General features: G+C 39.6%; 11 protein-coding genes and 1 pseudogene. 5 read left to right on the forward strand and 7 right to left on the reverse strand.

Going from position 1 to position 13,691, the window contains the following annotated elements; all coding sequences use genetic code 11:
- The 5 genes and pseudogenes from H1X92_RS03010 to H1X92_RS03035 all read left to right on the forward strand — a co-directional run bounded on the left by H1X92_RS03010 (window position 1) and on the right by H1X92_RS03035 (window position 7,478).
- Entirely contained in the window at window positions 1-3,042 is a 3,042-nt protein-coding gene (locus tag H1X92_RS03010) for a hypothetical protein (RefSeq protein WP_180558781.1), read from the forward strand.
- Window positions 2,991-4,766: a C80 family cysteine peptidase gene (locus H1X92_RS16030; protein WP_180558782.1), complete on the forward strand. Its 1,776-nt coding sequence runs from the start codon at window positions 2,991-2,993 to the stop codon at window positions 4,764-4,766. The genes H1X92_RS03010 and H1X92_RS16030 overlap by 52 nt, the downstream gene beginning before the upstream one ends.
- Window positions 4,733-5,236 (forward strand): TcdA/TcdB pore-forming domain-containing protein, encoded by a 504-nt coding sequence (locus H1X92_RS16035; protein WP_180558783.1) that lies wholly within the window; start codon window positions 4,733-4,735, stop codon window positions 5,234-5,236. The genes H1X92_RS16030 and H1X92_RS16035 overlap by 34 nt, the downstream gene beginning before the upstream one ends.
- A 26-nt stretch (window positions 5,237-5,262) precedes the next feature.
- Window positions 5,263-7,088: pseudogene (locus H1X92_RS16040) on the forward strand (TcdA/TcdB pore-forming domain-containing protein).
- A gap of 87 nt (window positions 7,089-7,175) precedes the next feature.
- Window positions 7,176-7,478, forward strand: a complete 303-nt coding sequence (locus H1X92_RS03035; protein ID WP_180558785.1) for a hypothetical protein — start codon at window positions 7,176-7,178, stop codon at window positions 7,476-7,478.
- Between the two features lie 263 nt (window positions 7,479-7,741).
- On the opposite strand, the gene H1X92_RS03040 is transcribed toward H1X92_RS03035, so the two are convergent.
- Genes H1X92_RS03040 through H1X92_RS03070 form a run of 7 tightly spaced genes read right to left on the reverse strand, consistent with a single transcriptional unit; the run spans window position 7,742 to window position 13,680 of the window.
- Window positions 7,742-8,596: a tagatose bisphosphate family class II aldolase gene (locus H1X92_RS03040; protein WP_180558786.1), complete on the reverse strand. Its 855-nt coding sequence runs from the start codon at window positions 8,594-8,596 to the stop codon at window positions 7,742-7,744.
- A 9-nt stretch (window positions 8,597-8,605) separates the two neighbouring features.
- The gene (agaF, locus tag H1X92_RS03045; protein WP_180558787.1) at window positions 8,606-9,037 is read right to left on the reverse strand and encodes a PTS galactosamine/N-acetylgalactosamine transporter subunit IIA; all 432 of its coding nucleotides are present in this window, start codon (window positions 9,035-9,037) and stop codon (window positions 8,606-8,608) included.
- 9 nt (window positions 9,038-9,046) lie between these two features.
- Window positions 9,047-9,940, reverse strand: a complete 894-nt coding sequence (locus H1X92_RS03050; RefSeq protein ID WP_180558844.1) for a PTS system mannose/fructose/sorbose family transporter subunit IID — start codon at window positions 9,938-9,940, stop codon at window positions 9,047-9,049.
- Window positions 9,930-10,730 (reverse strand): PTS N-acetylgalactosamine transporter subunit IIC, encoded by an 801-nt coding sequence (gene agaW, locus H1X92_RS03055; protein ID WP_370520625.1) that lies wholly within the window; start codon window positions 10,728-10,730, stop codon window positions 9,930-9,932. The genes H1X92_RS03050 and agaW overlap by 11 nt, the downstream gene beginning before the upstream one ends.
- The gene (gene agaV / locus H1X92_RS03060; RefSeq protein WP_180558789.1) at window positions 10,730-11,212 is read right to left on the reverse strand and encodes a PTS N-acetylgalactosamine transporter subunit IIB; all 483 of its coding nucleotides are present in this window, start codon (window positions 11,210-11,212) and stop codon (window positions 10,730-10,732) included. Before agaV ends, agaW begins: the two co-directional genes overlap by 1 nt.
- A gap of 24 nt (window positions 11,213-11,236) precedes the next feature.
- On the reverse strand, window positions 11,237-12,382 hold the full coding sequence (locus H1X92_RS03065; protein WP_180558790.1) for an SIS domain-containing protein: 1,146 nt from the start codon (window positions 12,380-12,382) through the stop codon (window positions 11,237-11,239).
- Complete coding sequence (locus H1X92_RS03070) at window positions 12,379-13,680, reverse strand: D-tagatose-bisphosphate aldolase, class II, non-catalytic subunit (RefSeq protein ID WP_180558791.1); 1,302 nt, start codon at window positions 13,678-13,680, stop codon at window positions 12,379-12,381. Before H1X92_RS03070 ends, H1X92_RS03065 begins: the two co-directional genes overlap by 4 nt.
- Between the last annotated feature and the right edge of the window lie 11 nt (window positions 13,681-13,691).

Raw genomic sequence — 13,691 nt, forward strand, 5'->3', positions numbered from 1 at the left:
ATGGATATAACACCTGCTCTTTTGGAGTTAGTAACAGAATGGCGAGATTTGGCATCAGAACCAGATATCGATCCAATGGAACGGAGAGACATTGCGCTAAATAGACTTTTGAGTTGTATTAACGAAGATAATTCATGGCTGAATTTAGCTGGTTTGTCTTTGACTTCGTTGCCTGATTTACCGGAATGGATTACACAATTAAATATTAATGATAATCAGTTAACCACGCTGCCCAATAATCTACCAAAACAATTAACCAATTTGAATGCGGGTAACAATCAATTAACCAGCTTGCCTGAACATCTACCTGACACATTACTTGAATTAAATATTCAGCATAATAGGCTGACTTGGTTACCAGATAAGCTACCAAAAAAATTAACCATATTAAATGCTAACCAAAATGAATTAAGTAGCCTGCCTGATCAACTGCCCACAAAATTATCAATATTAAATGTTAATGATAATGAATTGACCGTATTACCGAGTAGTTTACCAACATTTTTAAGCATTTTGTATGTGGATAAAAACAATCTGGAGAGCTTGCCTGATAAGCTACCAAGTAACATATTTGAACTCAAAGCTAATGATAATCCATTGACTGCATTGCCTAATCAGTTGCCATATTGGCTAGAAAGATTAGAGGTTAATGGGGCATATTTAACGGCATTACCAAGCATGCTTCCTAACAAGTTATGCTCTCTTTATGTCAACAATAACCAGATAACCGCGCTGCCCGCTAAACTTCCAACTCACTTACAAGAACTTAAACTCGATAAAAATCTGCTAAGCACATTACCCCCTCAACTGCCAAAAATGTTGAAAGTGCTTAGTGTAGCAGATAATAAATTACAGAAACTGCCAGATGAGTTGCCAAGTAATTTAATTAACCTTGATGTTGGTAATAATCAGTTAAAAAAGCTGCCGGAAATTTTACCGCATGAATTACGTAGCTTACGCGCTAATGACATTCTACTGACTTTGCTACCATCAGATTTACCCAGTGAATTAAAAATTCTTAAACTTTGCGGCAATCAATTAAAATTTTTACCTGATAAATTACCAGCAGGCTTAATAGTATTGGATGTTGGTGATAATCAATTAACTGCTTTACCCGTCGATTTGCCGGCTAATTTATTCATATTATATGCTAATCGAAATCAACTAACAAAATTGCCTGACCATTTACCAAATTCAATAACCGCGCTTAATGCCAGTTATAATCAGTTAGTTTCACTAACCATTAAATTACCTGACTTGTTACAAATTTTATCTCTGGCGGGTAATCAATTAACTTCATTATCCAGTGAGTTGCCGGCCGGGCTTACCGAATTCTATCTTGAGCATAATAGATTAACTGTGCTACCTGAGGGTTTACCAGACGGGATAGAAACATTAGTTGTTAGCCATAATCTATCAACGACATTACCCGATGCTTTACCCTCATCACTAATCACGTTGGAAGCTTGCTATAATAAACTTACCAGTTTGCCTAATAGTTTATCGGATAGCATACAATATCTTATTGTTAGCCATAATCAACTCTCTTTGTTGCCCGATCGGTTACCTGGCGACCTTGTGACATTGATTGTTAATAATAATCAATTAACTCAATTACCTCCAATTATGCCTCCTTCCTTAGAGCATATTGTGCTATATCATAACCAATTAACCGAATTACCGCATTTTTTTGATGATGTAGAATACCTTGATGCCAGTTATAACCGATTAACAGAATTTCCCCCTGATTTGCCCGATGAATTGATTACGCTTATTCTGCATAATAATCATTTGCAGGCTTTACCTGCCCATTTATCCGAAGATTTGGTCTTTTTTGATGTACATAATAATCAGATAGTCATCTTACCTGAGCATCTGCCTTTAGAGTTGGAGTACAGTGACTTTACTGGTAATCCCTTGGATTCAATACCTACTCGTTATCCATTGCAATTCCCTCAATGGCATAGCGTTGAGCATAGTATAGACATTTCAGAAGAGGAGTTACTTGATTGGGCTGCTGATAAAAATATTACGCATGACGAAGCTAATAGTAGAGATGTTGCGCTTGAAAGAATAATGGATTGCATTAAGGATAATAATAGTCAGTCACTTGATTTATCTGGTTTATATTTAACCCGTTTACCGGATAATTTGCCTGCAAGCATTACCGAACTTAGAATCAACAACAATCAACTATCGGTTTTGCCGACTAGCTTGCCCGCCAATCTAAAATATTTATATGCGGCAGATAATCAGTTAAATGCTTTACCGGGCAATCTGCCTAATTCCTTAATTTATCTTGATGTTAGCGTCAATAACCTGACCGCTTTGCCGAATACATTGCCTATTATGTTAAAACATTTTGATGGTCATAATAATTTATTGACCTCTTTACCAACTCATCTGCCTGATATTTTAATTACTTTGGATGTTAGTCATAATCTGCTACAATCTCTGCCAGATAATTTATCTAATAGATTAAAAAAACTCAATATTGGTGATAATCAATTAACTGTTTTACCTGACAGTCTACCCAATCAGTTAGGGCATCTTAATGTCAGTTATAATCAATTGGGAATAATGCCAGGAAGCTTGTCTAATAAATTAAAATACTTAGATGTTAGTCATAACAGATTGACCACTTTATCTAATCATCTATCTGACAAACTAAGATACCTTAATGTTAGTGATAATGAGCTAACGGTTTTGCCGCCTAATCTGCCGGCTAAATTAAAATATTTGAATGTTAACAGTAATCAGTTGAAAGAATTACCCGCTCACTTCCCTAATAAACTACTTTTTCTTGATATTGACAATAACCCGATCATTATGGGTCATGTCCCTCTTTCTGTTACTGATATTGAAATAAAACAGGGAGCTCAATTACCTGAGTTATCCCGCTCTAAAGGTGAATTAATTTTAGAATGGTCAGAATGGTTAGTACGAGCACCGGCAAAGGAAATGGTTGGTAGAAAAACCCATTTGATCGAGTGGTTGATTGTCTTCGTTCGCAAGAACGATCCCTTGATCTATCAAACTTAAATCTAACCAGCTTACCGGATTATCTCCCCGATAATCTGTTATCACTAAATATTAACGGCAACCAATTGACGTCGTTGCCAGCTCATCTGCCAGCCACCATCGAGATGTTATATGCTTATAATAATCAGTTAACTTCTCTACCAGATACGCTGCCTAAAGGGTTAATACAATTGGATGTAAGCCATAACCGGTTGGCAGAGTTAGCAAATAAATTGCCAGCCACTTTGGCCAGTTTAGATATTAGTTACAATCAATTGATTCGCTTATCGGATAATTTGCCTGCTCAATTACAATTGCTTAATGTCGATAATAACCAATTAACCTTTTTACCTGATAGCCTGCCGGCAAATTTAACCAACCTGATTGTAAGTAATAATAAATTAAAAATATTAACCAATTATTTGCCCAATTCATTAATAAGGATTGATGCCAGTAATAACCAACTTATTGCCTTGCCTGATCATATTCCAGATAAATTAATAAAATTTAACTTTACCGGAAATCAACTCAAAGCTGAGTCAATTCATCTGCCAATTAATCTTAGCCTGGATGGTTCAATTTGGGATTATGCTACATTGATCTCTGCTCGTGTGGTGTCAAGTTGGCAACGGCCAGCTGTGAATTTTCAGCATGAAGGTGAAAGTAGCCGGTTTGATGGTCAATTAATTATACAACTGGAAAATGATTCGATAGTAAGAGAAGCGGCGAGCCAATTACTAAAAAAACATCCGCAAATATCGGTTTTAGTGCAGCTGGATAGTGAGGGAAATCGTTTTACGGTGCATGGCAATATCGAGCATTTGCGGCAGCAAACTCAGCAGCGCTGGCAGTTAGTTGGCCATGGTCGAGATAGCCTCCTTGATGGAGAACATGTCAGCCTGGCCTGGCGTGAAGCTAAACCGCTGGCACAGCAGTTAAAACAATTGGCGACGGATTTGCAGATAACTATTTCACCGAAACATATCAATCTGGTTGGTTGTTCGTTGGCTGACGATCAGCAGCAAACCAGTTATGTCAGACAATTTGCTGAAGCTTTAGATAAAACGATTCGACCCTATTCTGTCTCTGCCTACTCTTCCAGGCTGATGGTCAATGATGAGGGCAGAAAACGATTAACAGAAACGGGTAATAAAACCACGCTGTTTTTTAATCATGATAATAATCATTGGTTTATGGAGAATGTGCCCGGTAAAACAGCCAACAGCCTGACGAAAAAAGAGATGGAAAAAGTAGCCTTAGGTGATCCTGCTGGGTTAGACTCTGTATCTTATAAATTATTGTCTTTCATTAAATTAGCTGAACAATTTCAGTCCACTATAAGCCAGTTTTATCATTATCATAAATTGTCGCTACAAACCTGGGTGCCGTTTTTCGCTAGTTTTACTAAGAGTAAAGCGCAACTGGGCAGTTATGATTTACAGTTTATTAATAATGAAACTAATCAAATAAAGAAATTAGTCACAAATAATAAACATATCATTGATTTTATTAATAAATATAATCAATATCTGGCAATGGTTATGAAAGTGTATCATTACAACGGAAAGACATTAGCTTTGCGAGGTGATATCACTGATGCAGATAGTGTACATGGATTAAATGCGGCTTTTCTCATCAAAGAATTGATCCCCTGGTTTGCCAATAAAAAAGGCTTGGGGTGGTGGATCATGAGTTATCAGAAACCCTTAGTATGGCGCTGGATATACATACGTATCTCAATTTGACGCAAATAGTGCATGGAACAGTAGAAGATACATTGCGGTTGGTTAATTTATATCAACTGGCTGCCTACCCCGGACAGCTAACTACGAAAGGATTATTGAGCCCATTGTTTTATGGTAGCTATTTTCTAGGGGGGGTATTTAATATTGCCAGTATTGTTTTGGATAGTATTGAGTTAGCTAATGCGCAAAATGATCTGCAACGGGCGGTTTTTAGTGCTCAGTTAGGAGTTGATATTACTAATTTAGCCGTAATTGGCATAGGAATCGGTTCTGGCATGCTGGGGGCAACTACCGTTGCTGCATTTACTGGCGCCTTATCTGTACCACTGGCAGGGTTAGGCATAGGCATCACCGCGTTGGCAGAAGCGTTTGGTAACGTCACTCACAATGTACAGATAGTAGGCAACTATTTTGCTGATATTGATTGGGCTTATAAGCAGGGTGGTTATCGGCAAATAAAAAAAAAATAGCTGACAATGTTGCGGTTATTACTTTTATGAAGCCGATCCCTGGGGCAGTCATTACCGAACTGGACTTACGGCAAAATAAACTCACTTTTGATAGCCAGTATCTCTATCGTAATGATCCTACTAATACGGTTGGGTCAGGAAGAAGTGATTATTTTGTGTTTTGGCCCAATCGAGGCGTAAATCAAGATAAAAGCCAGGCGATCAATATTCGAAACGGCTTAGGCTATCAAAGTAGTCAATTCAACTTTAAACCGGGTAATGATGTTCTGGTTCTGCCAGGTACTCCTGTTACCTATTTAGATTATGTATATATGATTTTACCCTTTGTCACTGCTCGATATGATAGGGGATTTGATATATTAAGAAAACTGGAAGAAGATGGTCGGTTTGACTTTGATTTTTATGCTTTTCCCGGTGAACGGGCAATCTATAGGATTATTCCAGATTATGTTGCAACCCCCATTAAAGTGATTTTGGACGATCGCGATCGGGATTTGCTGATCCCTGCATTACCAAAGGATTTTCAACGCTATATCAGTTATTAGTTGGTGGCGAAGGAGAATATCGGATTAGTTTAGCAAAAGAGGCGTCAATAACTTTGCTATCAAATCATGCCAATACACGTTGGGTATTGGATGCCCGTTATCTAAACCCGGGCACCAATATGCAGTTTAATAAAGTGGATAACGATCTCTATATAGATAATGTAACAATAACATTACCAAAAAACGCCAAACAGATTAAGGTGATAAATAAACAGGGAACTTTCATTTTTGATGAAAAAAATCAACAAATGCGACTCATTAATGTGGATGGATCGCATTTTAATAATAGAGATTCACTAGATAAATATCTAAAAATGTTAGCCAATAGTGAGTCACTCTCTTCGGCATTTGTGATCATCAATCACTATCAGCCAGAAGGTGGCAAAGGTGAAGTGGGTAGAGCCTATTATGATACGGCTCGTAACCGTATGATTTATACTAATCTGCCAGATGCGGCGGAATTTCTCAGCCAAGCGGTTTTAGCTAAAGTTGAAGGCGATAAAGCCTGGTTTTATCGCGATACGGCTATCTGGCAGGTAGAAATTAGCACTGGACAGCTATTGCGGCAATATCTGCCATTTGGTTTTCCTGCTGTAGGTAATGTAGCTATTACTAGCAATACCATCCAGGGAAATGGCCAATTATTATTTGTGATTAATCATGACAATGGAATGCGCTGTGTCTATACTGTTGAGGATGCAGCGCTGAACTTGGTTGCAATTAATGGTAGTAAAGATCTGCTGAATCAATTAGATAATTTTAAACAGTTGATGGATTTTACTGGACAGAATAAAAATACTGCCACGTTATTATTATCCGAAGCTACCCAGTTTGGTAATTCCTCACCTATTAAAATTGATACTATTTCTAAGCTTATCTCCACAGCCGAGCTTGTTCCGAGCCGGGTTGCTGAAGTGCTCTATTTATCTGGTTATATTGACAAACAGAAACAGCATTACTGGTTAATACCCACAGCAAACCATGGACATAAAGTAATTCGTTTAAATCTGCCAACTTTAGTTGAGCAGGAGGAGGTACCGCTGCCTAATGATGATACTATTGTTAATCAATCGCTGTCGTTAGCACCGCTGTCAGAATTTATTCTTGCTGCGACCACGATGGGGGAGTCGCCCGGTTATTATTTTTATAATTTCCAAAAACATACCCTCTATTTCCAACCAGATGATGGTTTATCCAATAATCAGGCGCAATTAGTCGCGACTAATATTAAAACGCTTTTTCCTATCAATAATAAATTATTTAGTTTGCGACAAAATGGGATATTCAGTTTGTTGGATAACCAGTGAAGAAATGTATTACTTGGGGTTTCACAGGACTGGTTACGTCAGCATAGTGTCGATGTCACGTTAGAGTTGGAGAAACTGATTGAAACGATGCCACACTCAGCTGATCACATAATGTTGCAGGGCTTGCAGGATCGAGATGGAAACCCGATCAGGGGTTGGTATGATAGTTTAGCCGGCCGGATAGTACAGGGTGGAAGTAGTTTAGATGCTAATCACGATCTGGTTTACTTAGGGTTATCAAAAGATCAGCGAGAAGCATTGATTTATGATAATGATGAACAGCAGCAATATCGTTTTTTGCAACCCGCCACCGTAACCTTGACGCCGACAGACACTGGGTTTTTGATCTCCGATATTGCAACAGATCCTTTATGGGCTGCTTTTACTTAATGCTATTGCAGGATAATAGTTGTTTTGTTGTCAAACAAAACAACTGATTTTAATTAGTTATTTATACCTGCTGAATATCAATTTATTTGAACGCAAATATTTGGTCACTCGTGGGATGATTTATTTTTATCATTGCTATTTTTTATCTGTTTTAATGAAGATTAAGCCAGTTTTGTTATTTAATGTTGTTGCAATAAGCTATTAACAGATAATTAATCATCGGATTTTGTTAAATACTAGTGGCTGAATGTGGAAATATCGCGCTAGATTTTACCGGCACTATTACACATCAAAATCTTATTCTCTACCACTTGCTGCATTGCTTGTTTTCCTGGTGTGATATATTGGCGCGGATCGTTAGCATCCGGATGTTCAGATAAATATTGTTTTACTGCATCAGCAAAGGCAATCTTTAAGTCGGTGGCCACATTGACTTTACAGATCCCTAATGAAATAGATTGACGTATCATCTCTTCAGATATACCTGATGCGCCATGTAAAACTAATGGAATATCAACTTGACATTGGATCTCAGCCAGGCGTTTAAAGTCAAGGTGAGGTTCATCGTGGTAGAGTCCATGAGCAGAACCGATGGCAACGGCCAGTGAATCTATGCCGGTTTGCTCAACATATTCTTTAGCGGCACTCGGGTCGGTATAAAAACTCTCTTTACTATCAACCACTAATTCATCTTCTTGACCCCCTAAGCGCCCTAATTCCGCTTCGACACTCACATCGTAACGTTGGCAAAATTGAACAACATTTGCCACTGTATCGATGTTTTCTGCAAAGGGTAGATGGGAGGCATCGATCATCACCGAGCGAACGCCGGCTTTAACTTTATGGCAGATATCGGTCAATTCTTCATGATGATCCAGATGAAGCGCAAGGGGTAGTTTGTTTAATGAAGCGGCTTGGGTGCAAATAGATACCATGTATTCCAGGCCGGCGTAGGTAAAGGTACTCGGTGTACCGGCCAGAATGACCGGTGAAGCCATTTGGGCCGCAGTTTCTACAACCACTTGGATAGTTTCTAAATTGTGAACATTAAACGCGGGTATCGCATATTGCCCCCGTTGGGCATTTTTTAGCATTTCTCGGCTAGAAATTAAATACATGGTAACTCCTTAAATACCATCATTATTATGGGATCCTTTATTTTGCTGTTGCTGATGCCATAAACTGGTTAATCCTTGGTGGCCACAATCCAGCGCCATATCACGAAATTTTTCTGCATCCAGAGTTTGGCGTTCTAGCATCATTTCAACAGCCATTTGCATATTGGTTCCCGTTAGGACTTGCCATTGTGGATGGGTCAATGTTAACTGTGCGGCTTGAGAAAATGGTGTGCCGCCTAGTAAATCAGTAAGAAATACTAAGCCGTCACCCTTATCACAAATTTTACTGGCTTGATTTAGGGCTTGATATAACTCTTCTGTTGTCATGCCCTCAGTAAAATCAATTGCAGTGCACTGCGATTGTTTGCCAACAATTTGCTCCATTGCTTGCATTAAACCACTAGCAAAGCTTCCATGGCCGGTAATGACAATGCCTAACATATTTACTCCTTATAAGAATCCAACTAATTTACCTGCCAGCCCAAATAGGATGGTAATGCCAATCATTTTTACTGGTGAAAAGCCACGTTTCAAAAAAACGTAGACGATTAGGGTAAAAGCTAGCGGTAATAAATTGGGCATTAATTTATCCAATACATCTGTTTGTAATGCTACTTTAGCCTCACCGGCTTTTAGTACTAATGGCGTAGAGAGATGAACATAAGACGCTACCAATGCCCCAATTACCGTCATACCGACAATAGAGGCGGCATGAGAAATATTTTTGGTGTGAGTTTTTAGTATTGCAATCGCTTTAGTCCCTGCCTGATAACCGTAATGCGCTAAACCAAAGCGTAAGGCAAAATTAACGATATTAAATAGCAGAAAGAAAACGATCGGGCCAAAAATACTGCCCTGTAAGGCAAGTGAAGCACCAATACCGGCACAGATTGGTAGTAGAGTAAGCCAAAATAGGGCATCACCAATTCCCCCTAAAGGCCCCATCAAGGCTACTTTAACCGCACGGATAGTAGAAATTTTTTCTTTACTGCGCTCCATTGCTAATACTAGGCCGGATAAAAAAGTGACATCAAACGGGTGAACATTAATAAATTCCATATGCATTTTCATGGAATTGGCGAGATCTTGTGGATTTTTATGAATTTTCCGCAAAGCGGGGATTAGGGTATATAACCATCCACCGGCTTGCATACGTTCATAGTTAAATGAAGCTTGCAAAAGCAATGAGCGTAGCGCCATAACATTGATGTCATAGGATGTTAATGCTTTGCCGGGCGTGGTATCAATATAGTCATCACTCTCTACCTGGCTGGTGGCAAGAGCTTGTGCCATGCGTTTTTCACTTTTTTTTGCCATTTCTTCATCAGCTCGATTAAATGCCATCATTCATCTCCTGTTGATTGGTTTGTGATGGCATGTTTGCTGTCTCGCCATCATTATTACGAGTGCGGTTAAAGAAATCGATTAAAGCAATAGCAAAGGCACCTAAAGCGATGGCGATAATCGGTAGATCTAGGAAGGTGACTGCGAGAAAACCTAAGATAAAATAAGCGACATAAGTTTTTTTCATCATGATTTTCATTAGCAGAGCGAAGCCGATTGCCGGCATCATACCACCGGCAACCGCCAGTCCATCGAGCAGCCATTGTGGGGCTTTTTGTACCATAGCACTGGCAGCGTCAGCGCCGAAATAAATAGGTAAGAAGGCAACGATAAAGTAAAAACAGAATAGAATAATAATGCCAAGATAGTTTACCCATTCAACGCCGCGCCAATTGAGATTTTTGACCATTTGATCGCATTTATGCATCATGGGTGAATAAAGGGTAAATAATAGGGTAATGCAACCTTGCACCGCAATTGAAAAGGGAATGGCAATTCCAATAGCAACTTTAGGATCAGACTGGGTGAGAATGGCAAAAGCGGTACCAATAATACCACCGATAACCACATTGGGAGGTTGTGCCCCAGCAAGTAATACCATTCCCATCCAAACAAGTTCTAATGTTCCACCAACTAATAGACCCGTCTGCACATCACCTAAAATTAATCCCACAATGGGGCCTATTACAATTGGACGATGAAGATGAGTGAGCCCATCAAATAGATCAACGCCGGCAATGCCTGCTAATAAGGCGATCAATAATGCATCAGTAAACATATTTGTCTCCATTAATTCAGCAGATTGGTAATATTTTCACCCGTTTCGTCTGGCACGCGGCGAATTTCACAGGGGATGCCTAATTGATTAAGCTGACGAAAAGCCTCTATATCATTGTGATCAACGGAAACGGTTTTATGGATCTGTTTTTTTCCTTCGCAGAAATGCATATTACCAATATTGACAAAATTGATGGGTACCCCACCTTTTACTAGCGTCAATACATCCTGCGGTGTTTTGCAAACAATAAAAATTTTCTGCCGCTCCGCTGCCTTATGAATAATGTCGATCGTTTTTTGTAAGGTAAAATAGCGGGTTTGGACGCCATCGGATACCACCATGTCCATTAGTGATTGCTGAATTGGATCATTGGCTGCTTCATCATTAGCAACGACAACTAAGTTGGCACCAAGTGAATTGGTCCAAGTGATACCGACTTGACCATGGATCAGACGATTGTCAATGCGAGTCATTAAGATGTTTGGGGGGGACATATACGCTCCTTATTATTGTTCTGGTTACATATAGGGATAAATATGGACACCTTTTACTACCCGATTCACTTCACCGGTTGGACAGGGATTATCAGGCGATAGCCCCAAAGATAGTGAAGTTTCGACCGCGATTAATTGCAAAAATAATAGGTAGGGAAAAATAAGCCAAATATCAGCTAGCGTGGTGTTAAGTGCAATGGCATTGTTATCAGGTAGACTACTTAAGGCCAAAATTTTTTTTGCTCGTCCATCCTGTTTTAATTCATTAAGCAGATCCAAATCATAACGTCGGCAATAGGCTTCTTGAGAAAGTAGAATAATAACTAAGGTTTCTTCATTAATAAAAAATTTTGGCCCATGTCGCACTCCCATCGTTGAGTCATAACGGGTGGCCACTTGCCCCGCGGTTAACTCTAACATTTTAAGCGCAGCCTCCTCACTAATACCGGTAAAACAGTGGGAGCCCAAAACTATCATACGCTTGAAACCTTGTTGAATGATAGGTTGAATAATCCTTTGCCAGTTGGCGGCTTGCTTTTCACATAAAGTGATTAAGGTGGCTAAATTTTGTTGTGCATGATTCAAGCTTGAATTGCCTAATAACAATATGGTCGCTAATGCCATGCAACTAAAACTAGATGTCATTGCAAAACCACGATCGTTTGATCCTTCTGGCATAGTGAGTAAACAGACATTTGCTCGGTTTTTTGCATAGTCTGTAAGTGTGCTTTGGGGGTTACAGGTTAATATTAAGTGATGGCATTCTGTTAAGCATTGATCAGCGAGCTTTATGGCTGCAACGCTCTCTGGACTATTACCCGAGCGGGCATAAGAGACAAATAAAGTGGGTTTACTTTTATCCAGATATTGCTTTGGCGTGGGTACAATATCCGTTGAAGCAAAGGCATAAACGTTTAAATGTCTATGTTCACGTAACCAAGGTGCGATTGATTTGCCCACAAACGCGGAAGAGCCTGCGCCACACAGAATAATTTGTAAATTAGCTTGTTTTAATAATGGGTAAAGGAAGTTTTGCCACGCAGCTGAATTATCTGTTAGCGTTTGATATAAGTTACGCCATAACTGAGGTTGTTGCTGAATTTCTTGTACTGTATATTGCGCCTTATGGGTTTTAAGCCATAGAGGATCATATGAAAAAAAAGGCATCATAATACAATGGCTCCTTCTGTTTTTGTCTCACAAGCGCTGGCATAATGCATTAATACCGAACGAATTTTATCCTTTACCCACTCTTTTGGATCAGTCGCTGATAAGCGACCTGCATTAATGGCTGCCCTTTGTTCTGGTAGATATTGGCTTAACATCGAGAGGGGCACTGGACGCTGGCGTAAGTTGGTTAATAACTTTTCAACTGCTGCCTCGACTTTAGGATTTGTCCAATAATAGCGAATGCGATCACTTAAACTGTATTGGCGATCAATATATTGCTGATGTGCACTGCCTTGGTAATAAAGCTGCCAGCGCTTTGGTTGTTCAAGCATCACTTGTTCAAGGGTTTCACTGAGGTATGCGGCAAGCTGTTTTCCATTCCATTCACGATCTAATTTATCAAGTGCAAACAGGCCTTCGCGCAGGGCAAAGGTTAATGCCGGCCCCACTTTTAAAATAGCAAAATGATCGCGTACCAAATCTTGATAGCTTTGTGGTGTTTGATAATCTGTTGAGTGGGCTTCGTAAACGATATGAGGATGGCTTTCAATATAATGGCTAAGTGCTTTCGCTTTTTCTACTTGATAGTGTTCTACTTGGTGATGGCTAAATTCAACGCCTGGTTGAACAACTAAAGCGATGACTCTAGGCCAAACGTCGATGAGTCCTGCATTGTGCCAAGCGTTTTGATGAATATTAAGGGTCGTGGCGGCGGCTTTAGCTGATGTGATTTGCACTTGGGTAAGTGCTGATTTAATGCCACCAGGGGTAGGAACCTCAGTACCAATAACGTAAACCGGTGCTTCACCGCCATTTTCTCGCCAACTACGCTCTGCCACTGCGCACAAACGGGCTGCTCGCTGAGCAACAATTTCGTCGGTTAAAGGTGCTACATCATCAGCACAAGGCATTGAACAATCAAGATGAATTTTTCGAAATCCTGCTTTGACATAGTCATAGATCAGTGTTTCTGAAAATGTCATGGCTTGTTCTGCACTATGTTCCTGCCAGACATTAGGCCCTAGATGATCACCCCCTAGCCAAATTTGTTGGGTGGGAAAATCTAGTTTATTAGCGATGTCAAATATTTTATCGCGAAAATCTCTCGGCTGCATGCCAGTATAGCCGCCAAATTGATTTACTTGATTAGAAGTAGCTTCAATTAATACTGCTGTTTTTCTTTCTTTTGCAACCTGTAAAGCACTTTCTAATACCCAAGGGTGGGCGGAACAGACCGAATAGATCCCGACTGCGTCACCTGCTTTGTGACGATGAATCAGTTGTAATAGCGACTGCATAATATTTCCCT

Source organism: Arsenophonus endosymbiont of Apis mellifera (genome assembly GCF_903968575.1).
Classification (GTDB): domain Bacteria; phylum Pseudomonadota; class Gammaproteobacteria; order Enterobacterales; family Enterobacteriaceae; genus Arsenophonus; species Arsenophonus apicola.